Here is a 24,511-nt window from a genome sequence, read left to right as displayed (position 1 = left end):
GCGGGTCCTCGGCGCAGGCACCGGCCCCCGGTTCGTCGTCCTGTTGCTCCTGATGCTCACCGCCGGCGGCGCCATGATCCTCGAAGTGGTGAAGGTCCTGGCCGACGGGGACGAGACCGGGTGCTCCCTCGCCGCCGGCGTGGACCCCGCCGACGGCAGCTACTGGAACACCTCGCTCAGTATCTCCGGGCAGATCACCGCCTCCCGTCTCTGCCTCTCCCGCTGGGCTCCCGCGCCGCCGTGGTGGCAGGTGGCCGCCTGGCCGCTGCTCCTGCTGGTGGTGGCCGCCCTGCTCTTCGCCGCGCTGCCGCGCTGGAGGACCAGGCGCAGCCGCGTCCTGCCGCTGGAGGCGGTCGATCCGGACGGCGAACTGCTCACCCTGTTCACCGAATCGTGCACGGCGACGGGCGTGGCGCCGGTGCCCCGGGTGGTGGTCGACCTCGCGGCCGCCTCCGTCAGCGCGGTGGTCTTCGGCCGCACCGGCCGCCCGGTCGTCTGCCTGCACGGCGGTCTGCTCGCCGTGCGGCACCGCGATCCGCGGCGGGTCCGGGCGGTGCTGCTGCACGAGCTCGCCCACATCGCCAACCGGGACGTCACCCTGACGTACCTGACGGTCGCCCTGTGGCGGGTCTTCCTCGCGCTGGTGCTGCTGCCGTACGTGCTCTGCCTGGGCTACGTGGGCTACGGCGTGGCGGCGAACGGCGGTGTGCCGCAGCTGAACCGGGCCGTGGCGCTGGCCGTCGTGGTGGTGGTGCTGCTGTACCTCGCCCGCTCCGACGCGCTGCGCAGCCGGGAGGTCTACGCCGACCTGGCCGCGGTGCGCTGGGGCGCGGACCCGCACGGCTGGACCGTCACCGCCGCGCCGCCCCGGAGCGCGGTGCGCCGGGCGCTCGACGCGTTCCTCGAACTGTGGCGCACCCATCCGCGGTGGGGTCTGCGCCAGGGGGCCCTGGTCGATCCGGCGCCGCTGTTCCGCACCGCGGTGCTGCCGCTGCTGCTGATCGGCACCGTGCCCGTCCTGGCCGTGCAGCAGGTGCTCCGGCAGATCGCGCCGTACCGCGTGAACTTCACCAACAACCTGATGACGGTCCTGGTCGTGGTTCCCGGCGCCCTGGTGACCGGCGTGATCGTCGTCGCCCTGTGGCGGGCCGTGGTGTACGCCGTGCTGACCGGGACCCGGGTGCCCTGCGGGGCGTGGGCCGGGGCGTGGCTGGGAGCCGGGATGTCGGCGGGCCTGGTCCTCAGCGGGTGGGGCGCGGGCTGGGCCTGGCAGCCGCAGCGGCCGGCGGTCCTGCTGGTGCCGGTGGCGGCGGGAGCGGCCTTCGGGTGGTGGACCGCCCAGTGCGCGCACCTGTGGACCCGCACCTCCCGGGGCCGGACCCCGCGCCCGGCGCTCACGCTCTGCCTGGCCGCCGGCTGCCTCGCCATGACGTCGTGGCTCACCTGGTGGATGCTCGCCGGGGCCACGGCCCTGAACAGGGACGATCCGAGCGCGGAGGCCGTCGCCCGGGGTGTCCTGGGCTGGCTTCCCTCCGCGGCCCCGACCGGGGACCTGACCAGGATTCCCGGTCTCGCCACGGTGCTTCCGCAGCTGTCGAACATCGCCGACACGCCGATGGGCTCGCTGGCCGTCGTCGTCCTGTGGGCCGTGCCGCTGCTCGCCTGGGCGTCGGGGGCGGCGGGCCGGGCTCCGCGGTGGCTGCCGGAGCGGGTGCCCCGGCCGGACGGCCCCGTGGCGCCCCTGCGCCGGGTCCTGCTGCCGGGCCTGGCGGGCGGAGTCCTGGCGGGTCTGGCCGTCGTCGGCGTCCAGGCCTGGATCCACACCGGGCAGCCGGTGCCGGACGCGCGCGGCGGGCTCTACGCCCTGCGGTACGCGGGCGTCCTGGTGCTGGCGCTGTGCCTGCCCGCGGGCGTGGCCGCCGCCGTGGCGAGCACCGCGGACCGGCGCTACCGGCTGGTGGGCGCCCTGATCGCCGCCGAGACGGCGACCCTGCTGGGGTTCGCCGCGGTGACGCTGCTCGTCTCCGTGGACGGCTGCGTCACCCCGCTCGACGTCCTCTCGGACGGCTGCGCCTGGCGGCCGGCCTGGTCACGGCCGCTGTTCCCGTTCACGTTCGTGCTGAACAACGCCCTCGTCCTGTCCGGGCTGATCGCGGTCGTCGTCGCGCTCGGCACGGTCGCCGTGACGGCCGTCCGGCGTGGCCGGCAGCCTGACGCCCCGTCCGTCCGCCCCGGCGTCGGGACCGGCGGGCCAGGGGCCCGGGGACGGCGGGCGCGGCGCCTGGCGGTGTTCCTGCTGTGCGCCGTGGCGGTCGCGGGCACCGCGGCGGACGGCGCCCGGTGGAGGTACCGGCTGGGCTTCACCGTCGACGAGGTCACCTCCCAGCGCAACCTGGTGAACTTCTGGGGGCTCCCGGACCCACCGGTCCCGCAGGCCACCCGCCTGCGGCAGATCCGGGCCTGGTACCGCCTCGGCGGCAAGGACCTCATCGGCATGGCGCTCTCGTACGACAGCCGGCTGAACACCGCGATCCGGGAGGCCCGGGCCGCCGGCGACGACTGGAACGCACTGGACCGCCGCCTGCGGCCGGTCTGCGCCCAGTGGGGCAAGGCCGCCTGGTTCGAGACGGGCTGGTTCCGCGTGCCCGCCGACCCCCGCCTACGGGCCGACTGGCACGCGGTGACCACCAAGGCGGACGACGGCAGCCGGCGCTGCGCCCAGGCGCTGACGGCCCATGACATCAAGGGGCTGAGGAGCGCGCTGCTCGGTCTGCAGGCGGCCCGCCGCTGCGCGGAATCGGTCAACGCCGGGATCGACGGGGTCCTCCGGGCGGGCGGCTACCGGGGCACCACCCGCCCGCCCGCGAAGGGCGTCGCGGCGGTCTGCGACCGCCCCGCCTGAGCCGTCGGCGCCCGCCACCGGGCGCAAGGGCGCGGTCAGGTCGCGCGGGCGCACCACGGGTGCGGGCGTCTCGCTGCCGGATCGCGGCCGTAGCGGCGGTCTCGCGCCGTAGGGGCGGTCTCGGCACGGCACGCTAGGCGATCCGGTAGCCCACCGTCGGGAGGGTCGTGATGACCGGCGGGTCGCCGAGCTTGCGGCGCAGCCGGCCGACGGTCACCGCGACGGTGTTGGTGAACGGGTCCGCGTGCTCGTCCCAGACCTGCTCCAGCAGCGCTTCGGTGCTGAGGAAGCCGGGGCCGGCCCGCAGCAGGGCCGCCAGCACCTCGAACTCCTTGACGGAGAGGTCCAGCGGGCGGCCGTCGCGGGTGGCGCTGCGGCGTACCGGGTCGAGTTCGACGCCCGCCGCGCGCAGCAGCCTGGCCCGGGCGTAGGGGCGGCGCCGGGCCAGTGCCCGCAGCCGCAGCACGAGTTCGGGGAAGTGGAAGGGTTTGACCAGGTAGTCGTCCGCGCCGAGGCCGAGCCCGCCGACGCGGTCGGCGGGCGAGTCGGCGGCGGTCAGCATGAGGACCATGGGGTGGTCGTCCCGCTCGGTGATCAGCTGGCAGAGCGTGTCGCCGTGCAGGCCCGGCAGGTCGCGGTCGAGGACGACCGCCTCGTACGCGTTGACGTCCAGTTTCGCGGCGGCCGTCAGCCCGTCGTAGGCGACGTCCACGGCCATGCCCTGGTCGCGCAGGCCCTCGGCGACCAGGTCGGCGAGCGCGCGGGCGTCCTCCGCCACCAGCACCCTCATGCGGTCGGCCCTTCCGTGCCGGTGTGCGCTCCGGTTCCCGCGCCGGCCCGTGGCAGCGCGACGAGGACGCGCAGGCCGCCTTCCTCGCGGGCCCGCAGCTCCAGCCGGCCGCCATGGGCCCGGGTGACCGCCGCGACGATGGCCAGTCCGAGGCCCGAGCCCGAGGCGCCGCCCGATCCGGTCCGCTCGGGCCCGCCGCGGCGGAACGGGCGCGTCAGTTCGGCCACCTGGCCGGGGTCGATCCGCGTCCCGCCGTTCTCCACGACGAGTTCCACCTCCCGGCCGGCCGTCCGCACGGTGACGCCGACCCAGCCGTCCTGCTCGTTGTGGACGACGGCGTTGTCGACCAGGTTGCCCACCAGCCGCCGCAGCAGCGCCCGGTGGCCCAGTACCGGCGACGCCGCCGCGGCGTCCAGCACCCGGGCGACGGGCAGAGCGCGTCGGGCGAGCGCGTCGGCCGCGAGCGCGTCCAGGGCGACGGCCTCCGGGGCGGGCAGGTCGTGCTCGGCCCTGGCCAGCGCCAGCAGGCCGTCCAACAGCTGGTCCACCTGGTCGAGTTCGGTGCGCACCCGGCCGGCCAGCACGCGCGTCTGCTCCGGCAGCGGGCCCGGTTTGGCGAGCGTGACGTCCACGGCCACGCGCATCGTCGCCAGCGGCGTGCGCAGCTCGTGCGAGGCGTCGGCGACGAAGCGGCGCTGCGCGGCGAAGGAGGACTCCAACCGGGCCAGCAGTTCGTCGATGGTGTCGCCGAGGTCCCGCAGTTCGTCGTGCGGGCCGGGGACGGCGAGGCGCTCGTGCAGGTTGTCGGCGGTGATCCGCCGGGTGGCCGTGGTCATCGCGCGCAGCGGGCGCAGCACGCGTCCGGCGGCGTACCGGCCGAGCAGCAGCGAGAGCAGGCCCATCACGACCAGTCCGACGCCCGAGCCCAGCAGCAGTTGCTCGTTCTGCCGCGACCGGGCCTGCGCGAGCTGGTGCTCCAGGCTCGCGATCCGCTGCGCCGCGGCGGTCGGCACGTTGCCCGTGACGGGGGTGTCCGGTCCCGGAACGGCGACGGTGGAGCCGCCCGCGAAGAGCCCGACGACCAGCAGCATCGCGGCGCCCGAGGCGAGGAAGAGCCCGGCGTAGAGCCGGGTGAACCGCCACCGCACGCTGCGGCGGCGCGGCGCGCTCCGCTCTCTCACCGGCGTTCTCCTCCCGTGTCCCAGGTCCGGGGTCGACCCTAGGGTCTGTCTTCAAACTCCCGTCGTTCGCCCGGAGGGCGGGCGGGGCGGCGTTGGGGTGCGTGCATCGCAAGGCGGAGGAGGGAGCCACTGCGGAGCATTGGCGACCGACGACAACGCGGCGAGGTACGTGCCCCGGCGTCGCCCCGCAGACGCGAGTTTGAAGACAGACCCTAGGCGAGCCGGCCTAACAGCGGCATGACGGCGGCCGTTCGGGCCGTGTCATCCGCCTCCGCGCAGGGTGTGCGCATCGGATGCCGCACGGGGCGGCGAGGGCGGAGGTGGCCGATGGAGGCCGGGATCGAGGTCGAGGGCCTGCGCAAGCGCTTCGGTGCGACGCGGGCACTGGACGGGATGAGTTTCGCGGTGCGGCCGGGCCGGGTGACCGGCTTCGTCGGGCCGAACGGCGCGGGCAAGTCGACGACGATGCGGGTGGTGCTGGGCCTGGAGGCGCCCGACGCGGGCCGCGCGCTGGTCGGCGGCCGGCCCTACCGCGACCTCGCCGAGCCGCTGCGGCGGCTCGGCTCGCTGCTGGACGCGGGCGCCCTGCAGCCCGGCCGGACGGCCCGCAACCACCTGCTCTGGCTGGCGCAGACCCAGGGCCTGTCCGTCGCGCGGGTGGACCACGTCCTCGCGCAGGTCGGGCTGGCCGACGCCGCGCGGCGCCGGGCGGGCGGCTTCTCGCTGGGCATGCGGCAGCGGCTCGGCATCGCGGCGGCGCTGCTGGGCGACCCGCCTTCGCTGATGCTGGACGAGCCGTTCAACGGTCTGGATCCGGAGGGCATCCGCTGGATCCGCGCCCTGCTCGCCTCGCTCGCGGCGGAGGGACGCGCGGTGCTGGTCTCCAGCCACCTGATGAGCGAGATCGAGGGCGTCGCCGACCACTTGGTCGTGGTCGGCCGTGGCCGCGTCGTCGCCGACACCGGTGTGCGCGAGCTGCTGGCCGGTCCGGGCGCCGGGCGGGTGACCGTGCGGACGGGTGCGCCGCTCGCCGCGGCCGAGGCGCTGCGGGCGCTCGGGGCGGTGGTCGAGCGGACGGCCCCGGACGCACTGGCCGTCACCGGCCCGACCGGCGAGGCGATCGTGGCGCGGCTGACCCGGGCGGGTGTGCCGTTCGCCGAACTGACCGCTCACCGCGCCACGTTGGAGGAGGCCTACCTCGACCTCACCCGCGACGCCGTGCAGTACCGGGCCGCCACCGCCGACGCCGACGACGGTGGCGGCGGAGACGGGGACGGGGACGGCGTTGAGGAGGCCCGGCGATGATGAGGAGGACGCTGCACGCCGAGTGGACCAAGTTCCGCACCGTACGCGGCTGGGTGCTGGGCACCGTCGGCGCGGCACTGGCCGCCGTGCTCTTCGTGCTGGTCGGCACCGTCTCGTCGAACCAGCACGCGGGGGGCGCCACGCCGTTGGCCGTCGGCCCGGGCGGGGAGGCGGTCAACGACAGCTTCTACTTCGTCCATCGCACGCTCGCCGGCGACGGCTCACTGACCGTCCCGGTGACCGGCCTCACCGGTCTGCTCGCCGACCCGGACGGCGGGCCGGGCCGTTCCTCGCCCGGCACGACGCCCTGGAGCAAGGCCGGGATCATCCTCAAGTCCTCGCTCGCGCAAGGCTCTTCCTACGCCGCCGTGATGTCGACGGGCGCGCACGGGGTGCGGATGCAGGACGACTACGTCCACGACCGGGCCGGGTCCCTGCCGGGCCCGCCGACCGGCGCCGCGCCGCAGTGGCTGCGGCTGGTCCGCGCCGGAACGACCGTCACCGGCTACGACTCCGCCGACGGCGCGCACTGGACGCCGATCGGCACCGCGACACTGCCCGGCGGCACGGTGCGGGCGGGGCTGTTCGTCGCCTCCCCCGCCGCCGTGGACACGGCGGGCGGCGGCGGCAGCTCGCCCACGACCGCGACCGGCACCTTCGGCCGGCCCGCGGTGACCGGCGCGTGGGCGGACGACTGGACCGGCACCCGGGTCGGCACGGACGCGGGCTCCTCCGGCAGCTACGTCCCCGGCACCTCGGGCGGCCACCGGCCGGACGGGGACGGCTTCGCGCTCACGGGCGCCGGCGACATCGCACCCGTCGTCGGCGGCCCCGCGGGCGGGCCCGTGTGGAGCGTCGAGACCTTCCTGGTCGGCACGTTCGTCGGCCTGGTCGTCATCGCCGTGGTGGCCGTGCAGTTCGCCACCGGCGAGTACCGGCGCGGGCTGCTCGGCCTCACGCTGGCCGCGACGCCGCGCCGTGGGCGGGTGCTGGCGGCCAAGGCCGCGGTGGTCGGCACCGTCGCCTTCGGGGCCGGCGCGGGCGCGGCGGCGGTGAGCCTGCCACTGGGCGAGGCCCGCGCGCACGCCGCGCATTTCGCGGTGCTCACCGTCCCGGCGGCCGTGCAGCTGCGGGCCGTCCTCGGCACCGGCCTGCTGCTGGCCGCGAGCGCGGTGCTGGCCCTCGCGCTGGGCGTGCTGCTGCGGCGCAGCGCGGCCGCCGTCACCGCCGTCGTGGCGGTCACGGTCCTGCCCTACCTGCTGGCCTTCGGCGGGCTGCTCCCGAGCGGACCGGCCGACTGGCTGCTGCGCCTCACCCCGGCGGCGGGCTTCGCCGTTCAGCAGACGCTGCCGCGCTACGACCAGGTGCTGTCCGTCTACGAGCCGGCCTCGGGCTACTTCCCGCTGTCGCCGTGGGCGGGGCTCGCCGTGCTCGTCGCATGGGCCGCGCTGGCTCTGACGGCGGCCTCCTTCGTGCTGCGCCGGAGGGAGGCGTGAACGCGATGGGACGGCCGGCATGGCGGCGCGCCTGCCGGGCGGAGTGGACGAAGCTGCGGACCGAGCCGGGCTTGTGGTGGCTGCTGGCCTGCGCGGTCGCGGTGACGGTGGCGGTGGGCGCGGCGGCGTCGGGCACCGCGCGGTGCTGCGGCGACGACCCGGCGCGGCTCGCGCTCAGCGGGGTGGCGGTGGGTCAGGCCGTCGTCGCGGTGCTGGGTGTGCTCTGCGTCGGCGGCGAGTACGGCACGGGGATGATCCACACGACCCTGGCGGCGGTCCCGGCGCGGACGCGGGTGCTGGCGGCCAAGGCGGTGGTGGTGGGCGCGGCCGTGGCGGCGGTGGGACTGGTCGCCGTCCTCGGCTCGCTGCTGGCCGGGCACCTGCTGCTGCCGGGCGCCCCCGCGATGACGGACGGGCCGACGCTGCGCGCGGCCGTCGGCTCGGTGCTCTACCTGGTCCTCGTCGCGCTGCTCGCGCTCGGCCTCGCCTTCGCGGTGCGGGAGGGCGCGGTGGCGGCGGGCACGGTGCTGGCGCTGCTCTACCTCTTCCCGCTGATCGCCCACGTGGTGACGGACCCGTGGCTGCAACGGCAGTTGGGTCGTATCGGCCCGATGCCGGCGGGGCTCGCCGTCCAGGCGACGACCGGGCTGGACCGCCTGCCGATCGCACCGTGGGCCGGCCTGGGGGTGCTGGCCCTGTGGGCGGCGGCCGGGCTGCTGCTGGGCGGCGCGGTGCTGCGCCGGAGGGGCGCCTGAACCTGCCCGCCCTCCTCACGGCCCGGGCCCGGCATCGCCGGTCCGTCCCGCGCGCCCGGTCCACCGGCCCGCGCGGGTCACGGCCGGGTGGCGGCCGGGCCGCTCGGCAACGGCCGCTTCGACGTGGCGTTCGCCGACCGCCGGGTGCGGGAGGTGGACGGTGCGGCGGCTGTCACGGTGGTCCTGGAGGGCCTGCCCGACGAGGCTGTCCGGGCGGCGGGGCGGCACCGCGTTCAGTGCGGCGCCGACACGTGGGGCGCCGGGGCCGTCCAGGCTGTGACGCACAGTTACCATGCGCCTCATGGAGGCGACGGGTGACCCCCCGGCCCGGCTGGACCGGAAGGGACAGCCCGTGCCGCCGGAGCAGGTGAGCGAGGACCGGCCGGGGCTGCCGACGGGGGAGGTGGCGCGGCAACTGGGCGTGTCACCGGTGACGCTGCGCTCCTGGGAGCGCCGGTACGGGATCGGCCCGGTGCTCCGGGAGCCGGGCGGGCACCGCCGGTGGACGGGCGCGGACATCGAGCGTCTGCGGCGGATGTGCCGGCTGACCGCGTCCGGTGTGCCGCCCGCGCAGGCAGCGCACGAGGTCCTGGCCGACGACCGGGCCGGGGGCGACGTGCGGCCGCCGGCCGGCGGGCCCTCCCCCGGCGGGCCGTCAGCCGGTGGTCCTCCCGGACGTCTTGACGTGCGGGGGCTGTGCCGCGCCGCGAGGAGACTCGACGCCGCGGAGGTGGCGGAGGTCCTGGAGCGCGCACTGGCGCGGCACGGCGTGCTGTGGACGTGGGAACAGGTGATGGCGCCGGCGCTGCGCGCGACGGGCGGCCGGTGGGCCGCGGCGGGCGCGGGCGAGGGCTTCGTCGAGGTCGAGCACCTGTTGTCGTGGCAGGTGGGGACGGCCTTGCGGCGGGTGGCCCCGGTTCCGTCGGTACCGGGCCCCGGGGTCCTGCTCGCGGCCGTAGCCGGTGAGCAGCACTGTCTCGCGCTGGACGCCCTGGCCGCCGCCCTGGCCGAACGGGCGACGGCGTACCGGATGCTGGGCGCCGATGTGCCCGGGCGCGCGGTGCTGACCGCCGTGGAGCGGACCGGTCCGGCCGCGGTGGTGCTGTGGTCGCAGATGGCGGCCACGGCTGATCCGGAGCTGGCCCGGCTCGTCGCCGCGGGGGCGTGCGGAGCGCCAGGGGCCCGGCACCGCCCGGCCGTGGTTCTCGGTGGTCCCGGCTGGCGACGCACCCGCGTGCCGATGCCCGTCGCGCGGCCGCGCGATCTCAGGGGCTGCCTGGCCGTCCTGGCCGAGGCGGTCGGCGGCCGGGGCGCCGTGCCGGGGGCCGGGGGCCGCGAGGAGGCGGAGGCGCCCCCGTCCGGTCGGTGAACCGATGCGGAAGCGATGCGCATGGCATCGCCGGGGTGGGCGGTCCAGCGTGGAAGCAGGACGCCGATGCGCCACCACGAGGCGCACGGCAGGCGCGCTGAAGACACGGCGCGAAGACACGGCGGGAGGAAAGAAAATGATCATCAAGAAGCTGCACGAGGCTGGCGTGAAGTCCGAACACGCCTACCTGGCCGGCATCGCCTCGATCGGCCTGTCGTTCGTCTCCTGGACGGCCTCGGTGAAGGCCGAGCCGGCCGGGCTCGACCGTGCCGACCGCTGGGGCATCTTCATCGGCGAGTGGGCCCCCACCTTCTTCTGCATGGGCCTGGCCCTGTCCCAGTACGAACGCGACCGGACCGAGAACCCGCTCTACGCCGACGATCCGCGGGCGGGCGCCGCGGTCTGACGCCCTTTCCCCGTGGATCCGGACCTCTCGCCGATCATTCCTAAGACCCGCCGTGTTGCGGGCGGTGGGGCAGGAGGTGGCGGGCGAGGACGTCCAGGGCGGCGGTGACCTCGCCGAGCCGCTCGGGGTCCTCGGTGCCGAGCGCGGCGGCGAGGGCCTGCTCGATGCCGGCGGCGCGGACCCGGGCGACGCGGTCGGACGCGTCGGCGGCCTGGCGGACCAGGACGCGGCGGCGGTCGGCGGGGTCGGGGGCCGTCACCACCGAACCGGCCTCCTTGAGCCGCGCCACGGCGGTGGAGACCTGGCTCTGCGGGAGGCCGGTCCGGGAGGCGATCTCGCCGACGGCGCTGTCCGGGTGGGCGGCGATGTCGCTGGCCACGATCAGGACCAGCCGGGCGCTGCCGGCGTAGCGGCCGGCGCCGCCGGGGGGCTCCGGCAGCGCGTCCTCGCCGAGCTTCATCAAAGTCCGGCCCAGCAGGAACAGCTCCACTCCGTTCATGGCCGGGAGCATACATCGGATTCGATTCATCGAGACCGATGGATACGGCCGCCCTCCCTCGCCGCGGCAAGACTCATCCATCTCAATACATCTAGACAGATGCATCTCTTTCGATGAATCATGGTGGCGCACCGGGCGGCGGACGGACCGCCGGCCCGGCGAAGGGGGACCACCATGCCCAGCACCGCGCACCCGACCACCGGCACCCTGGCCGTCGCCGGCGCCGTCCTGCACTACCGGGTCGACGGCAGCGGGCCGGTGCTGCTCGTCTCGCAGAGCGGCGAGGGGGACGCCGACCGCAGCGTCGACCTGGTCGCCGGGCTCACCGACGCCTTCACCGTGGTCACCTACGACCGCCGGGGCCTGTCCCGCAGCCGGCTGGCCGAGCCCGGCCGCGGCGCGTCCCTCGTCGAGCACGCCGACGACGTCCACCACCTGCTCGCCGCACTCACCGACGAGCCGGCGCTCATGCTCGGCTGCAGCCTCGGAGCCGTCATCGGCCTGCACGCGGCCCAGCGGCACCCGGGGCAGATCGGCACCCTGATCGCCCACGAGCCCGTGGCCCCCCGCCTCCTGCCCGCCGACCGGCGGGCGCGCCACGAGCAGGAGCTGGCCCACCTCCAGGACCTCTACCGACGCGAGGGGCTGCGGGCGACGTTCCCGGAGATCGCCCGGGTCCTGGGCATCGACCCGGCCGGCCCGGACCGGGAGGCCGACCTCACCCCGCAGCCCCTCGACGAGCAGCGCCTCGCCAACTTCGACCACTTCATCCGGCACGACTTCAGCGCGGTCATCCACGACACCCTCGACCCGGCGGCCCTGCGCGGGACCGGCACGCGCATCCTTCCGGCCGTCGGACTGACCACGCCCCGCGAGGTCTTCGACGTCCAGTGCGCCCTGGCCCTCGCCGACCTCCTCGGCACCGAGGTGCTGGAACTGCCCGGCGGCCACAACGGGAACACCAGCCACCCCCGGGCCTACGCCGCCCGCATCCGGGAGATCCTGGGCGCCGCCGCCTGACCCGGCGCGGACCGGCCGCCGGCGGGAGGATCCGGCACCGAGGCTCCAGGGCAAGTCCCTTACGGCGCAAGCGTGTTCACCGACGCCGCCGTGGTCGGGTGCGGGCGTCCGCGTCTCAGGCGGCGGACCTGAGCTCGCGGCGGTAGCCGCCCGGCGCCTGGCCGAACTCGCGCTTGAACGCCTTCGCGAACGCGTACTCGGAGCCGTACCCGGCCTGGGCGGCCACCGCGGTCAGCGGGGCCTGCGACTCGCGCAGCAGCCGGGCCGCGGTGGTCAGGCGCCACCGGGTCAGGTAGGCCATCGGCGGCTCGCCCACCATCGTGGTGAACCGCCGGGCGAAGGCCGCCCGGGACAGTCCCACCCGTCGGGCCAGCGACTCCACCGTCCACGGGGCCGCCGGGTCCTCGTGGATGGCGGCCAGGGCCGGCGCGACCGCGGAGTCGCCCAGTGCGGCCGCCCACCCGGCCGCGGCCGCCGTGGGCCGGTCGTCGAGCCAGGCCCGCAGGATGTAGAGCAGCAGCGAGTCGATCAGGGCCGGGACGATGCCGGTCGACCCGAGGCGCGGGTTCTCCAGCTCCGCCCCGAGCAGCTGGACGGCGGCGCTCAGCTCGGGGTGCCGGCCGTGCCCGGTGGTCAGGTGGACGACCTCGGGCAGCTGGCGGACCAACGGGTGCGGACGGCCCTTGTCCAGGTGGTAGTTGCCGCACAGCAGGCTGGTGCGGGCGCCCTCGCCGCCGAGCGTCACGGTGCCGATCGGCCCGGTCGGGCGGTACTGGTCGGGCCGCTCGGGCTCGGCCGGGGTGGACGGGTGGTCGGCCAGGATGTGGCCGCTGCCGTCCCGTAGGAAGACCACGTCCCCCGGGTTGAGCGCGATCGGCTCGGTGCTGGACGCGCAGCCCAGCGGGATCAGCCAGCAGGTGCCGTGCAGCACCACGTGGAAGCCGGCTCCGGCGACCGGTGGCAGGCGCAGGCCCCAGGGGGCCCGGCCCTCGGTGCGCACCGATGTGGGCAGCCCTGTCCGCATCGAGCTCAGCGCCTCGGTCAGGATGTCCAACGACCTTCCCCCGTCCTCCGTCTGGCCGCGGTCCGCCGCGGTCCGCCCCCACCCTAGGGTCTGCCGCCACCGGCTCCCGGCGCGGTTACCGGCGGGCACCGGCCCGGCGCGCGCCGGGCTCCCTCCCGCCCCCGCCCGCAGCACCCGGCCTCCGCCCGTCCCCCGATCGGGCGGATGCCCGGCGCCGCGTCCGTCCCCGTGGCGGCCCGCTCACCCCCGCCCCGCAGGCGGGCGCGGCGCTCAGGCGACGGTCAGCACGACCTTGCCCTGCACCCGGCCCGAGCCGACCAGCTCGTGCGCCTTGCCGGCCTCCGCGAGCGGGAAGGTCTCGGCGACGTGCGGGCGGATCCGGCCCTCGTCGACCAGGGCGGCGATGGCCTCCAGCGAGGCGTAGTCGGGCTCGACGGAGACGCCCGCGAAGCGCCGGCCGGCCTCCTCGATCTTCGCGGCGAGCTCCGTGTTCCAGTGCTCCATGATGCTGACCAGGGTGCCGCCCGGCTTCAGCACCTCCAGGGCCCGGGTGCCCTCGGAGGAGGAGTCGAAGACGACGTCGACGTCGGCGACCGCCTCGGTGTAGTCGGTGGTCCGGTAGTCGATCACCTCGTCCGCGCCCAGGCCGCGCACGAACTCGTGCTTGGCCTCGCTCGCCAGCGCGATGACGTGGGCGCCGCGGGCCTTGGCGATCTGGACGGCGAAGTGGCCGACGCCGCCGGCCGCGCGGTGGATCAGGACGCGCTGACCCGCGGTCAGCCCGGCCGCGTCGACCAGGCCCTGCCAGGCGGTGAGCGCGGCCAGCGGGAGCGCGGCGGCCTGCACGTGGTCGAGCGTGGCGGGCTTGCGGGCCACCTGCCGCGAGGGGACGGCGACGTAGTCGGCGTAGCCGGTGGCGGCGCGGGGGAAGAACGGCATCCCGAAGACCTCGTCGCCGGGCTTGAACCGGGCCCCGGGCCCGGCCTCCTCGACGACACCGGAGATGTCCCAGCCGACCCCGTACGGCGGCTCGCCGAGCAGCGGGTAGGCGCCCGAACGCACCGCCACGTCCACCGGGTTGACACCACTGGCGTGGACCCGGACGAGGACCTCGCCGCCGAGCGGGGCGGGCCGCTCGGTCTCGACCACCTCCAGGACCTCGGGGCCGCCGAAGGACTTCTGGATGACTGCGCGCATGGGAGGACTGCCTCTCGCTCGGTCCGGTCCCTGTCGGCCCGGCTCCTGATGTCCTCAACCCTAGGAAGATCGAACGAGCCGCTGAATATCCTTCAGTCTTCAGAAGATGTCCGATCGTCTCGCCCGCCGAGCGCCCCGGTCGGATCAGTGGGCGTGCGCGGCGAGCAGGCCGGGCAGGTCGCGCATGTCGCCGAACAGGACCCGGCCCGGGCCGGCCAGGCGGTCGGCGGAGTTGACGCCGCCGGTGTAGCCGAAGGCGGGGATGCCGGCCGCGTTCGCCGCGCTCAGGCCGTGCGGGCTGTCCTCCACCACCACGCAGCGGGCCGGGTCGGCGCCCAGCGTACGGGCCGCGTGCAGGAACAGGTCCGGCGCGGGCTTTCCGCGCGGCACGTCCTCCGCACCGCTGAAGATCCGCCCGGCGAACCGCTCGTACAGCCCGGTCAGGCCCAGCCCCCGCCGCAGCCAGCGGTGACTGCTGTTGGAGGCCACGCACCCGGGCAGGTCGATCCGCTCCAGCGCCTCGACGATCCCGTCCACCGGGCCCAGCCGCTCCTCGGTCAGCCGGGTGTGCAGCGGCCGGTACTCCTCCCACCAGTCGGCGGGCAGCTCCCGCCCGAGCAGTTCCTCCAGCGCCGCCGTCTTCGCACCCTGCGACAGCCCGACGAACCGCTCGACGATCTCCTGCTCGCCCATCGGCAGCCCGAGCGCCGCCATCGCCACCTTGTCCACCTCGACCCCGATCGGCTCGCTGTCGATCAGCACGCCGTCACAGTCGAAGATCACCAGTTCGATCACCCCTGCACCTTATTACTCCGGACGGGGTGCCGCGGATGTAGCTGAAACGTGATGAATTCTGGTACGACGCGCGTAGGGACGATGATTTGATTCGCCGATGACCAGCTCTTTCCCCCCGCCTTCACCCGCGCCCGCGGGCACCCGCCCGTGGTGGCGCAGACCCGCGCTGATCGTCCTCGCCCTCGTCTTCCTGCCGCCGGTGGGCCTGGTCCTGCTGTGGACCTCGCCGTGGCGACGTCCGGCGAAGGTGGCCGTCAGCGTGGTCGGCGGCCTCTACTGCCTGATCTGGTTCGCGGCCGTGGTGGCCGACCCGAAGAAGCCGGACACCGCCCGCCCGGTCGCCGCGGCCACGGCAACCGCCTCCTCCCCCTCCCCCTCTGCCTCTGCCTGGGCCTCGCCGAGCACCGCGACCGCGGCGCCGACCCCGACCGCCACGGCCACCGCGACCCCGGCTCCCACGCCGACCCAGGCACCCGTGCCGGCACAGCCGTCCGCTCCTTCGGAGGCCGCCCCGCCGAAGGCTGACGTGTACTTCGCGGACTGCGCGGCCGCGTGGGCGGGCGGCGCGGCACCACTGCACCGGGGCGACGCCGGCTACCGCGCGGGCCTGGACTCCGACGGCGACGGCACCGCCTGCGAGACCCGTCCCGGCCACGGTTCCTCCGGTGGCAGCGGCGCTTCCGGCGGATCGACCGGCGGCAGCAGCTCGACCGGTGGATCGACGGGCGGCAGCAGCGGGGGCACCTCCTCCAGCGGGTCGAGTTCGTCCTCCGGCGGGGGCGGCGGCGATGCGTACTACGCCAACTGCAGCGCGGCGAAGGCCGCCGGCGCAGCCCCGCTGCACCGTGGTGAGCCCGGCTACCGCCCCGCGCTCGACCGCGACGGCAACGGCGTCGCCTGCGAGTGACCCGCCCTGGCCCCGGCGGCTCCTCCGGTGCCGCCGGGGCCAGGTGTGCACCAGGGGAGCCGGTGCACACCTGCCGTCCGACGTCCAGCGGCTGCTGCCGGCGGACAGGGCCGGAGCCGTAGGGCCGACAGCCGGCCTCGTCGCCGCGACGACCGGGAATCGGCCCATGCCGCAGCCCGCCGCGGCGGCGGGGGCGCCGGTGACAGTGGCGGTTCGTAGGCCGCCCGGAGGAGGCCGTCGCCCTGCTCCGCTCCTCCCCCTACCGCTTCGCACCCGGGCCGCCGGCCCAACTGCTGCACCGGCAGGGCCGCCCCGCCTAGGCCGTCGCCGAGGAGCGGAGGGACCGGGAGGGCTCAGCCGGGCCAGGTTCCGGTCAGCCGGCGTACGGCGGTGGCGCCGGTGCGGTCGACGGCCGCCTTGACCCCGGCGAAGATCGCGCCCTGGAGCATGGCCGCGAGCAGCACCTCCCGCCAGGAGCGGGCTTCGTCGGTGGCGTCCGGGGCGTCCTCGTCGTGGCCGAGCGCCTTCCACGCCTGCTTGAACAGCACTCCCGCGGCCATGCCGCTGACGGCGCCGAGCACGAGCCCGACCGGCTTGTAGGCGATCTTCGAGGCCTTCACCCGGCTCACCCCCTCCGGCGGCGGCAGACCAGCCACACCACGGCGGCCGCCCCCGCTGCCGCCACCAGCACCGTGCGGTTGGCCCGCGCCAGCCGCGCCCCCCGGGCGGCCTTCTCCCGCACCGGCTCGGGCACCTTCTCCTCCCACAGGTGACCGGCCTCGGCGGCCTTGTGCCTGACCGGATCGGGCAGCCGGTCCTGCGCCTGGTGGGCCAGGTCGGCGGCCTTCGCCTTCAGTTCCCCGGCCTTGTGAGCGGCCTGCTCCTTGACCTCGGCGGCCTTCTCCTGGGCGCGCGCCCGGATGTCGGTCCTCGCCGTGAGCGCCTGGATCGTCCCTCCGAGCTCGGCCCGGGTCCGCTCGACCTGTTCGCGCAGCTCCTCCGGGCTGGAGGCGATGGATTCGTCGTACGGCGGCTGGGTCATCGGTGTGCCCTCTCCTTGATCTCGGCCACGTCGGCCTTCACGTTCTCGACGGTCCGCTCGGGCAGGGCCGGCCCGGCCCGGTCGACCTGCTTCTTTCCGCTCACGGCCAGCACCGCGGCGACCAGGCCCAGCACGGCGGTGACGATCAGCCCGGCCGCCCAGACCGGCAGCGCGACCGCCAGTGCGGCGATCACCGTGGCGACCAGCGCCTGCGCCATCAGGAATCCGGCCAGCCCGGCGCCGCCGAACAGGCCTCCGCCCTTGCCGTAGCGCCGGCCCTTCTCCTTCATCTCCGCCTGCGCCAGGCGCAGTTCGTCCCGCACCAGCTCGGTCAGCTGCTGCGAGGCCCGCTTCACCAGCTCACCCACCGGCTCCTGGCCCGATCCGTCCACTCCGGGGGCGGGCCCGGCGCGGTACAGCCGCGTGCTCGACACAGCGGTCACCTCCTGTCCCTGTGCACTCCTGCTCTGCCGGCCGGCCGCGCCGTGCGCCCGACCGCCCGTCGAGGGCGCGCCTACCCCGGCCGGGCGGGTTCAGGCCGGTCGTCCGGCCGACATGGCCGCCCGTTCACTCGTCCTCCCGGCCCGCCGGTCCCGGCCCGGTCCGGCAGGAGGCGGAACGCGGCGACGGCCCTCCGCCGGAGGGCGGAGGGCGGAGGGCCGTCGAGTGGGAGCCTGCGGCGGTCGGACGACCGCGGCCGGGTCGGGCCGCCGCGCGGGCGGCCTTGGTACGGGCGGCGTCGAAGACGGCGGCCGGGTTCCCGTAGTGGATCCACGGGCCGGCGATCTCCCGGCGCATCCCCCGGAAGAGGTCCCGGGCCCGCGCCGGGCGGCCGTTCTCGATCAGGCCGTGGGCGATCCAGCCGCGCGCCGCGACGATGCCGGGGTGCGCGGGGCCGGCGGCCGCCAGGTCGGCCAGGGCCGCGTCCAGGGCGGCCGTGTACTCGGCGGAACGGTAGAGCGAGGCGGACTTGTCGCGCAGGACCTGCTCCCAGTACGCCCGCAGCTTCAGCACCGTCAGCGCACTGCCCGCCGGCGCTGCGGCGATCGCCGTGTCCGCGAACCCGTGCGTCAACTCGTTGCTGTCGAGCCACTTCTCGCACCAGTACTGCAGCGCGGCGGTGTGCGCGCCGAAGTGGTGGGGCTCGCGGGCCGCGATCTGCGACCACAGCGCGCGGTAGCGTTCGTGCGACCAGCCCCGGCCCATCGCGATCGGCTGCTGCACCACCCGGGCGTCCGGGTCCCCGGCCGGGGCGAGCCGGATCGCCTCGAACGACACCTCCGCCGCCTCCTGCAGCACCTGGTGGAAGCCCATCGCCTGCTCGCGGGGCACCTCGGAGGCGTACTTCCCGGTGCGTCCCGGCAGGTCAGGAGCGCGGCGGCAGCCGGTGGAGGCGCACCTCGGTGAGGTGGCCGTCGTGTGCCCGGGCGGTGAGGTAGGTGGCGAAGGGCTGGCGGCGCCGGTCGGTCGGCGAGCCGGGGTTGAGCAGCCGCAGTCCGTCCGGGCCCCGGCTGTCCCACGGGATGTGGCTGTGGCCGAAGACCAGGACGTCCGCGTCGGGGAACCGTGAGCGGCACCGCTGTTCACGTCCCCGGGCGGGGCCGGTCTCGTGCACGACCACGAAGCGCAGGCCCTCCAGTTCGACCCGGGCCACTTCCGGCAGCCGTTCGCGCAGCTGCGGTCCGTCGTTGTTGCCGTGGACGGCGACCAGCCGCCGGGCCCGGGCCTCGAACAGGTCGAGCGTGGCGGTGTCGACCCAGTCCCCGGCGTGGAACACCACGTCGGCCTCGTCGACGGCGCGCAGGACCAGGGCCGGCAGGGCCCGCGCCCGGGTGGGCACGTGGGTGTCGGAGGTGACGAGCAGTCGCACGGTTCCGGGCTCCGGTTCGGGTCGGGCGGACAGGGACGAGCGTAGGGTCCCCCCGGCGCGACGCGGGCGGCGACGCTCCACCGGCGCGCCAGCGGGCAGGTCGTCCTATCCGACCAGGGCCGCCAGGTTCGCCAGCTCATCGCGTCGCCCGGCGACCAGCCGATCGGTCCACTCCTGGTCGTGCATGGCGTCGACCGTCATCGTCACGCGCACGCCGCCCCCGGTCGGCGTCAGCTCGACCTCGGTCAGGAACTCGTACGGGGCCACCCCGGGGACGAAGTCGGCGAGCGTGGTGTAGGCGAGCCGCCGCTTCGGCTCGACGACGGTGAACCTCTTGCTCGACGTCGTGCTCAGCGGGAGCCCCGCGCCCTCCATGAAGGCCGCCTGCTCCGCGCCCGCCGCGGTCATCGTGTAGGTCAGTGTGCCGCCGGGACGCAGGTCGAGGGCGTCCACCCGGACGGTGAAGCCGTCCGGCGCCCACCAGGACTCGATGCCGGGGGCGGTGGTCCACAGTTCCCAGATCCGCTCGGCGGTGGCGGGGTAGTCGTGTTCGATGCGGATCGTACGGGGGTCGGCGGTGGCGTTCATCTCGGAGGCTCCCTCGTGGTGTCGGTCCGTGCGGTCGGGGGGCGGACATCGGCGGCGCACCGGTCACCGGCCGTGCGGGCGGCACACCGCTGCGCGCGTCCGCCGCCGTGTCGTCAGGTCCCGTCGTACCGGGAACCGTAGCCCCGACCTCCGACACCGCACCCCGACCTCCGACACCGCACCCGCCGCGACGGCGACGCCTCATCCGGGGGCCCGGCCAGGCCGGCCACGCCCAGGGATCCGGGCGCCGGTCGCCGGGGTGCGCGGGCGGCGGCCGGGGTGCGCGGGCGGCGGCCGGGAAGGCCGGGCCGGGAGGCATGACCTGGGCTCCGGTGGGCAGCCGAGCGGGCGAGAGGGCGGACGGCACCGACAGCGCCGCCGCGGGGCCGCGGGCCCCGTGCTGCCCGGCGAGGTGCGTCCGGAGACCCGTGTGACGAGAGGAGAACACCATGACCACGGCCCGCGAGATCATGACCGAGGGCGCCGAGTGCATCGGCGAGCAGGAGACCGTCCTGGAGGCCGCGAAGAAGATGACCGAGCTGGGTGTCGGCGCCCTGCCGATCTGCGGCACCGACGACCGGCTCAAGGGCGTCCTCACCGACCGCGACATCGTCGTCAAGGTCCTCGGGGCCGGCAAGGACCCCGCCCAGGTGAAGGCCGGCGAACTCGCGCAGGGCGAGGCCGTCACCATCGGCGCCGACGACGACGCCAACGAGATCCTGCGCACCATGGGCTCCCACCAGGTGCGCCGGCTGCCCGTCATCGACGGCCACCGGCTGGTGGGCGTCGTCGCCCTGGCCGACGTCGCCCGCGCCCTGCCCGACGCCAAGGCCGGGGACCTCCTCGAGGCCATCTCCACCGACTGACCGACCCGCCGCCCACCGGCCGGCCGGCCCACCCCTCCCCCGGGGCCGGCCGGCCCTCCGCCGTCCGCCCGGGCGGGGGTTGCCCTCCAACAGCGCAGCCCCGATGGTGGCGCCCTGCCGGTCCGGGAAGCGTGAGGCGGGTGCCGGCCTCTCCGGCACCCGAGCGAGGAGGCAGGGATGTCGGAACGGAACACCGTCCTGCGCAGCATGCACGACCTGGGGCTGGCGGCGTGGTTCGGCGGGGCGCTGATGGGTGCCGTGGCCCTCAACGAGGCGGCGGCCGCGGAAGGCGGCTCCCGGGAGGGCGCCGACCGGATCGCCTCCACCGGCTGGACGCGCTGGGCGCCGGTGAACCTCGTGGCGATCGGCGTCCACATGGTCGGCACCGGCGGCCTGCTGGCCGTCAACGCCGCACGCGTCCCGCTCCAGCAGGGCCTGGCCGCCTCCACGGTCGCCAAGACCGCCTGCACCGCGGCCGCCCTCGCCACCACCGCCTGGGCCGGGGTCCTCGGCGCGAAGGTCCGCCTGGCGACCTCCCCCGACCCCCGCGAACGCGACAAGGCCGCCCACCACCCCGTCGACCTGGAGCGCGCCCGCCGCCAGCTGCGCTGCGTCCAGTGGGCCGTCCCGGCGTTCACCGGCGCGCTCGTGGTCCTCAACGCCCTGCACGGCGAACAGCAGCGCCCGATGGAACAGCTCCGCGGCACCCTGCGGCGGGCCGCCGGCCAGCTGCCCTGGACCTGATCGGCCGGGCCCCCGGTCCGCGGGTACCCGACCGGACCGCTGGAACCCGCCGGGCGGCCGCGTCCCCGACCCCAGGGGACGGAACGGCTAGAGCCCGCCGCTGAGGTGGACCCGGTAGACGATCGCGGAGCCGTCGGTGCTCACCTCGGTGCACAGGTCGCGGCGGTCGATCAGCCAGCCGTTCGTCTCGCACCGCTGCCGGGGCCGGAGCCGGCCGGCGGCCTCCGCCGTCGGCACGCCGGGCGGGCCCGTGAGGTAGAGCGTGCGCCAGCAGGTGGCGCCGCTGCCGTTGCCGCAGCCCTTGTCGGTGTCGAGGAGGGTGTAGCCGGGCGGCGGCTGCGGCAGGGCCTCCGCGGACGGGAGGTCCGCCTCGTGGAAGGCCGCGAGCGCCAGCAGCGGGGTGGCGGTGAGGACGAGGGCCAGCTGGCCGTGGAAGGCGATGCCCGCCGCCCGGGACCAGCCGGTCGGGCGATCCGTCCCCGGCCCGGCGATCCGCCGCTCCAGCCGCAGGCCGAGCAGGACGGCCAGTTCGGCGAGCGGCGTGTAGAGCAGGTAGAGCTCGGCCTCACTGCGCGGGTGCAGCAGGTCGGACACCACCGCGAGCACCAGCCCCAGCCAGAGCACCAGCACGGCGGCGACGGGTGCCCGCAGCGGCGTGGGACGGGCGCGCAGCAGCCAGTGGGCGAGCGGTAGCAGTGCGAACAGCGCCCCGACGACGGCCCACAGCACGATCCTCACGATCCGGAACCCCTCCCAGCGGCGGACGACGGCGCCCCGGGAGGTCGGACGCCCGGGTCCGGGTCGCCGGTTCCGGTGCGAAGGGCGGGTGGGCGGTGATCGGGGGCGGTGAGCGGGTGGGCGGTGAGCGGCCGTGCGTGGGCGGGGGCGGCTCAGGCGTTCGCCGGTGCGGCGCGGAGGCCGCCGAGCACGGTGGCCAGGTAGCGGCGGGCGGTGTCGATCCGCTCGGTGGGCGTGCCTCCGTGGACGTGGACGGCGTGGGCGATGCCGCACATGAGCGGGACGAGGTCGGCCGGGGTGAGGTCGGCGCGGACCGCTCCGGCCTCGCGGGCCCGGTCGAGGAGGGCGGTGCCGGCCGCTCGGAGCGACGCCTTGAGTTCCGTGGTGCGGGGAAGCGTGTCCGCGGGTGCGGCGGTGACCGGGGCCAGGGAGGCGTCGCTGACCTGGGCCTCGACGGTGTGGAGCAGGAAGCCCTCGAGTGCGCGCCGGGGGTCGCCGTCGGCCAGGGCCTGCTCCCCGTGGGCGGCCAGGGCTTCCAGGCAGGGGGTGGCGACGGTCTCCAGGAGGGCCTCCGGCGTGGCGAAGTGCCGGTAGACGGTGCCCACGCCGAGTCCGGCGCGGCGGGCGACGTCGTTGAGCTGCAGCGGCTCGCCCTGGTCGACCAGGGCACGGGCGACGGAGACGATGCGGTCCCAGTTGCGGGCCGCGTCCTTGCGCAGGGGCGTCGTCATGAGGACATGCTAACCGGATGGCCCATCCGGATGATCCCGCCGCCGGCGCCCCGGCGGAGGCGGTCAGGTGGTCGTGACCGGCGCGTGCCGTTCGCTGAGGCGGCGTACGGCCTCGGCGAGGCGGGGGTCGGCCGCCGCGCGCGGCGGCGCGACCGGGCGGGCCTGGGCGCCGACGAGGAGGCCGGTCCGGCCGGTCAGGGTCTCGTCCGTGGCCGCGGCGATCGAGGGCCTGGCGGCCACCGAGGCCGGGCCCGAGGTGGAGCGTTCGAACCTGCGGCGCACCAGGGGCCACAGCAGCCGCAGGGCCGGCGAGACGATCTTCGGGTCGGTCATGGTGCCGCTGGTCATGTCGGTCGCGGCGCCGCCGGGGTCGGCGGCGAAGACCGAGACGCCCGTACCGTCCAGGCGCGCGGCCAGGTCGAGGGTGTAGGCGAGGTTGGCGAGCTTGGCGCGGCCGTACCAGTGGAAGCCGTAGTAGCCGCCGGGCGGCTCGACGGCGTCGAACCGCCGCTTGGCGAGGGCGACCGCTCCCGAGGTCACGTTCACGATCCTGCTCGGCGCGCCGGCGGTCAGGGTGGGGAGCAGCCGTTCGGTCAGCAGGTACGGCGAGAGGTGGTTGACGACGAACGAGGCCTCGACGCCGTCCAGGGTCAGCCGCTCGGGGAACATCGCGCCGATGTTGTTGACGAGAACGGTCAGCGGGTCGCCGGAGGCGGCGTGGTCGGCGGTGATCCGGTCGGCGAGCGCGCGGACGTCGTCGAGCGAGCCGAGGTCGGCGGACAGGAAGCGGCCGCGGTGCGCCGGGTTCGTCGCGTCGATCCGGGCGACCGCCCGCGCGCCCCGGTCGGCGTCGCGGCCGACCACGGTGACCGCGTAGCCGGCGGCGGCCAGTCCCAGCGCCGTCTCCAGGCCGATACCGGCCGTACCGGCCGTGACGACGGCTGTCTTCCGCATGTGTCCTCCACCCCACGATATTCGGATAAGTAATCCGCTTTCCGAACGATAGCACAGGAGCGGATGAACTATCCGGTTATCGGTTCGGCCGGTCTTCCCGGCCGCGGACCGGTCTCCGCGAGGCCCCGGCTGGTCCGGGCGCGGCGAGCTGCTCCGGCCGCTCGCAGGGCGTTGGGGGCCGTCGCGTGCCGTGGGCCGCGCGATGCCGTCCACCGGCCGGGCCCGGTGGGCGGACGGAGCGGCGGAGGACGCGGCCGGCGCCGCGGCCCGGTGGTACGCGCCTCGCGGCCGGCGAGTCCACGGCGGCCCGGGGGCGGGGGCGGCGGCCGGTGCCCGGCGGGGCGGGACCGGCGGGCGCCGGCCCGCCGAGGATCAAGCGGGCGCGTCGGCCGACGGCGGCCGCGTACGCCCTCGGTCGGCTCGTGCGTGAGCATCCCCGGGGGGTCCACGAGGTGCTGGAACTGCGCCGGGCGCTGCGGCGGACGCGGACCCGGCCGGCCGGGACGGGAGTTGCGGGAGCTGTCCGCCCGCCGGCACCGGCCGGACCCGCGCTCACCGCCCGGGCCGGCGGTTCGGCCGGTGCGGTGGGAGGCGGCCTCTCGGAGGGGCGGCTGCGGAAGGCGGAGCGCGCGGGCGGCGCTCGCCGACGAGTGGTGCCGCGGGCGCGCCGGCCGGCGGGAAGGAGCACGGTGACGGCCGGGCCCGTCCGGAAGGGCAGCCCGATGTTCGGGCCGGTGGGTGTGTCGGTGGCGGACCGCGGCGGGAGGGGGCGGCGAACTAGCGGTCGGCCGCCCCGGGCCGCTGTGCGCCGGTCACCAGTCCCGCCAGCGGTCGGTGATCTCGTGGCGGCCGAGGCCCTGCCGTTCGGTGAGGGCCGCGACGTCCACGCCGGCGGCGACGAGGGAGTCGTCGATGTAGGCGCAGAGCAGTTCCCGCTCCTCGGTCTCGTAGGCGGCCTCGTCGTGCGCCTCGTGGACGCGGTTGAGCTCCAGCACGACCCGCTCGACGACGCCGAGGACGTCGTCGTCGGCCGGGCTGGCGCCCAGCGCGGCCACGTCGGTCTCGAAGGCGGCGAGGACGTCGTCGGTGGCGGTCAGGAGGGCCACGGGGAAGAGTGCGCCGCTGTACGCGTCCTCCGGGGCGAGCGTTCCCGCCGCCACCGCTGCGGCTTCTTCGGCGAGGTGCTCACGCCAGACGTCGGTCGGTCTCTTGGGCATGAGGGGCACAGTAGTGGCACGGAAGTCCTCCGTTCCCACCGGCCCGGGCCGCGGTTGGACGGGGAGACCGGGCGCAGCACGAGGGTGTGGGCGGGGTCGGTGGACAGCAGCGGGA

27 protein-coding genes are annotated in these 24,511 nt (G+C 76.1%); 10 read left to right on the top strand and 17 right to left on the bottom strand.

Features of this window, described 5'->3' with window-relative positions:
- The first annotated feature begins 52 nt into the window (after positions 1-52).
- Entirely contained in the window at positions 53-2,902 is a 2,850-nt protein-coding gene (locus ACIQI7_RS21320; RefSeq protein WP_401112474.1) for a M48 family metalloprotease, read from the top strand.
- 133 nt (positions 2,903-3,035) lie between these two features.
- On the opposite strand, the gene ACIQI7_RS21315 is transcribed toward ACIQI7_RS21320, so the two are convergent.
- Both ACIQI7_RS21315 and ACIQI7_RS21310 read right to left on the bottom strand, forming a co-directional pair.
- On the bottom strand, positions 3,036-3,692 hold the full coding sequence (locus ACIQI7_RS21315) for a response regulator transcription factor (protein WP_401112254.1): 657 nt from the start codon (positions 3,690-3,692) through the stop codon (positions 3,036-3,038).
- Complete coding sequence (locus ACIQI7_RS21310; RefSeq protein WP_401112251.1) at positions 3,689-4,873, bottom strand: sensor histidine kinase; 1,185 nt, start codon at positions 4,871-4,873, stop codon at positions 3,689-3,691. The genes ACIQI7_RS21315 and ACIQI7_RS21310 overlap by 4 nt, the downstream gene beginning before the upstream one ends.
- A gap of 327 nt (positions 4,874-5,200) precedes the next feature.
- On the opposite strand from ACIQI7_RS21310, the gene ACIQI7_RS21305 reads away from it, so the two are divergent.
- Genes ACIQI7_RS21305 through ACIQI7_RS21295 form a run of 3 tightly spaced genes read left to right on the top strand, consistent with a single transcriptional unit; the run spans position 5,201 to position 8,429 of the window.
- Positions 5,201-6,178 carry an ATP-binding cassette domain-containing protein gene (locus ACIQI7_RS21305; protein ID WP_401112248.1) on the top strand — a complete coding sequence of 326 codons (978 nt, stop codon included), beginning with the start codon at positions 5,201-5,203 and terminating at the stop codon, positions 6,176-6,178.
- Entirely contained in the window at positions 6,175-7,674 is a 1,500-nt protein-coding gene (locus tag ACIQI7_RS21300; protein ID WP_401112245.1) for an ABC transporter permease subunit, read from the top strand. The genes ACIQI7_RS21305 and ACIQI7_RS21300 overlap by 4 nt, the downstream gene beginning before the upstream one ends.
- A 5-nt stretch (positions 7,675-7,679) precedes the next feature.
- Positions 7,680-8,429: an ABC transporter permease gene (locus ACIQI7_RS21295; protein ID WP_401112472.1), complete on the top strand. Its 750-nt coding sequence runs from the start codon at positions 7,680-7,682 to the stop codon at positions 8,427-8,429.
- 15 nt (positions 8,430-8,444) lie between these two features.
- Here the strand turns inward: ACIQI7_RS21295 and ACIQI7_RS21290 are convergent, their stop codons facing one another.
- Entirely contained in the window at positions 8,445-8,723 is a 279-nt protein-coding gene (locus ACIQI7_RS21290; RefSeq protein ID WP_401112244.1) for a hypothetical protein, read from the bottom strand.
- Between the two features lie 7 nt (positions 8,724-8,730).
- Here ACIQI7_RS21290 and ACIQI7_RS21285 point away from each other — a divergent pair, with 7 nt between their 5' ends.
- On the top strand, positions 8,731-9,798 hold the full coding sequence (locus ACIQI7_RS21285; RefSeq protein ID WP_401112241.1) for a MerR family transcriptional regulator: 1,068 nt from the start codon (positions 8,731-8,733) through the stop codon (positions 9,796-9,798).
- 136 nt (positions 9,799-9,934) lie between these two features.
- A complete protein-coding gene (locus tag ACIQI7_RS21280) occupies positions 9,935-10,204 on the top strand; it encodes a hypothetical protein (RefSeq protein ID WP_401112239.1) in 270 nt (89 codons plus the stop codon).
- A 40-nt stretch (positions 10,205-10,244) separates the two neighbouring features.
- Here ACIQI7_RS21280 and ACIQI7_RS21275 read toward each other — a convergent pair whose 3' ends face one another.
- Positions 10,245-10,703 (bottom strand): MarR family winged helix-turn-helix transcriptional regulator, encoded by a 459-nt coding sequence (locus ACIQI7_RS21275; protein ID WP_401112237.1) that lies wholly within the window; start codon positions 10,701-10,703, stop codon positions 10,245-10,247.
- 174 nt (positions 10,704-10,877) lie between these two features.
- Between ACIQI7_RS21275 and ACIQI7_RS21270 the strand changes: the two genes are divergently transcribed.
- Entirely contained in the window at positions 10,878-11,723 is an 846-nt protein-coding gene (locus ACIQI7_RS21270; protein WP_401112234.1) for an alpha/beta fold hydrolase, read from the top strand.
- Between the two features lie 115 nt (positions 11,724-11,838).
- Here the strand turns inward: ACIQI7_RS21270 and ACIQI7_RS21265 are convergent, their stop codons facing one another.
- From ACIQI7_RS21265 to ACIQI7_RS21255, 3 genes are all read right to left on the bottom strand, one after another.
- Positions 11,839-12,777, bottom strand: coding sequence for a cupin domain-containing protein (locus ACIQI7_RS21265; RefSeq protein WP_401112232.1), 939 nt, complete (start codon positions 12,775-12,777; stop codon positions 11,839-11,841).
- A 240-nt stretch (positions 12,778-13,017) separates the two neighbouring features.
- Positions 13,018-13,944, bottom strand: coding sequence for an NADP-dependent oxidoreductase (locus ACIQI7_RS21260; RefSeq protein WP_401112229.1), 927 nt, complete (start codon positions 13,942-13,944; stop codon positions 13,018-13,020).
- A gap of 144 nt (positions 13,945-14,088) precedes the next feature.
- Positions 14,089-14,739, bottom strand: coding sequence for an HAD family hydrolase (locus tag ACIQI7_RS21255; RefSeq protein ID WP_401112226.1), 651 nt, complete (start codon positions 14,737-14,739; stop codon positions 14,089-14,091).
- Between the two features lie 97 nt (positions 14,740-14,836).
- On the opposite strand from ACIQI7_RS21255, the gene ACIQI7_RS21250 reads away from it, so the two are divergent.
- Complete coding sequence (locus tag ACIQI7_RS21250) at positions 14,837-15,646, top strand: excalibur calcium-binding domain-containing protein (RefSeq protein WP_401112223.1); 810 nt, start codon at positions 14,837-14,839, stop codon at positions 15,644-15,646.
- Between the two features lie 353 nt (positions 15,647-15,999).
- On the opposite strand, the gene ACIQI7_RS21245 is transcribed toward ACIQI7_RS21250, so the two are convergent.
- From ACIQI7_RS21245 to ACIQI7_RS21220, 6 genes are all read right to left on the bottom strand, one after another.
- Complete coding sequence (locus tag ACIQI7_RS21245) at positions 16,000-16,266, bottom strand: DUF4235 domain-containing protein (RefSeq protein WP_401112220.1); 267 nt, start codon at positions 16,264-16,266, stop codon at positions 16,000-16,002.
- Between the two features lie 5 nt (positions 16,267-16,271).
- Positions 16,272-16,688, bottom strand: coding sequence for a DUF3618 domain-containing protein (locus ACIQI7_RS21240; RefSeq protein WP_401112217.1), 417 nt, complete (start codon positions 16,686-16,688; stop codon positions 16,272-16,274).
- Positions 16,685-17,056, bottom strand: coding sequence for a phage holin family protein (locus ACIQI7_RS21235; protein WP_401112469.1), 372 nt, complete (start codon positions 17,054-17,056; stop codon positions 16,685-16,687). The genes ACIQI7_RS21240 and ACIQI7_RS21235 overlap by 4 nt, the downstream gene beginning before the upstream one ends.
- A gap of 199 nt (positions 17,057-17,255) precedes the next feature.
- Positions 17,256-18,020 carry a hypothetical protein gene (locus ACIQI7_RS21230; RefSeq protein ID WP_401112215.1) on the bottom strand — a complete coding sequence of 255 codons (765 nt, stop codon included), beginning with the start codon at positions 18,018-18,020 and terminating at the stop codon, positions 17,256-17,258.
- A 34-nt stretch (positions 18,021-18,054) separates the two neighbouring features.
- The gene (locus tag ACIQI7_RS21225; RefSeq protein ID WP_401112213.1) at positions 18,055-18,558 is read right to left on the bottom strand and encodes a metallophosphoesterase family protein; all 504 of its coding nucleotides are present in this window, start codon (positions 18,556-18,558) and stop codon (positions 18,055-18,057) included.
- A gap of 105 nt (positions 18,559-18,663) precedes the next feature.
- Positions 18,664-19,146 (bottom strand): SRPBCC domain-containing protein, encoded by a 483-nt coding sequence (locus ACIQI7_RS21220; RefSeq protein WP_401112210.1) that lies wholly within the window; start codon positions 19,144-19,146, stop codon positions 18,664-18,666.
- A gap of 449 nt (positions 19,147-19,595) precedes the next feature.
- Here ACIQI7_RS21220 and ACIQI7_RS21215 point away from each other — a divergent pair, with 449 nt between their 5' ends.
- Positions 19,596-20,012, top strand: coding sequence for a CBS domain-containing protein (locus tag ACIQI7_RS21215; RefSeq protein WP_401112207.1), 417 nt, complete (start codon positions 19,596-19,598; stop codon positions 20,010-20,012).
- A 177-nt stretch (positions 20,013-20,189) separates the two neighbouring features.
- Complete coding sequence (locus tag ACIQI7_RS21210) at positions 20,190-20,756, top strand: hypothetical protein (protein ID WP_387754757.1); 567 nt, start codon at positions 20,190-20,192, stop codon at positions 20,754-20,756.
- An 87-nt stretch (positions 20,757-20,843) separates the two neighbouring features.
- Here ACIQI7_RS21210 and ACIQI7_RS21205 read toward each other — a convergent pair whose 3' ends face one another.
- The 4 genes from ACIQI7_RS21205 to ACIQI7_RS21190 form a co-directional block, all read right to left on the bottom strand.
- Positions 20,844-21,494 (bottom strand): hypothetical protein, encoded by a 651-nt coding sequence (locus ACIQI7_RS21205; protein WP_401112203.1) that lies wholly within the window; start codon positions 21,492-21,494, stop codon positions 20,844-20,846.
- Between the two features lie 152 nt (positions 21,495-21,646).
- Positions 21,647-22,225 carry a TetR/AcrR family transcriptional regulator gene (locus ACIQI7_RS21200; protein WP_401112200.1) on the bottom strand — a complete coding sequence of 193 codons (579 nt, stop codon included), beginning with the start codon at positions 22,223-22,225 and terminating at the stop codon, positions 21,647-21,649.
- 63 nt (positions 22,226-22,288) lie between these two features.
- Entirely contained in the window at positions 22,289-23,179 is an 891-nt protein-coding gene (locus ACIQI7_RS21195; RefSeq protein WP_401112198.1) for an SDR family NAD(P)-dependent oxidoreductase, read from the bottom strand.
- A gap of 812 nt (positions 23,180-23,991) precedes the next feature.
- Positions 23,992-24,396: a hypothetical protein gene (locus ACIQI7_RS21190; RefSeq protein WP_401112197.1), complete on the bottom strand. Its 405-nt coding sequence runs from the start codon at positions 24,394-24,396 to the stop codon at positions 23,992-23,994.
- Positions 24,397-24,511 lie beyond the last annotated feature (115 nt).

Source organism: Kitasatospora sp. NPDC092039, from assembly GCF_044756065.1.
Taxonomy (GTDB): Bacteria; Actinomycetota; Actinomycetes; order Streptomycetales; family Streptomycetaceae; genus Kitasatospora.
Note: the sequence above shows the minus strand (reverse complement) of the source record. Positions and strands in the feature narration are given on the sequence as shown.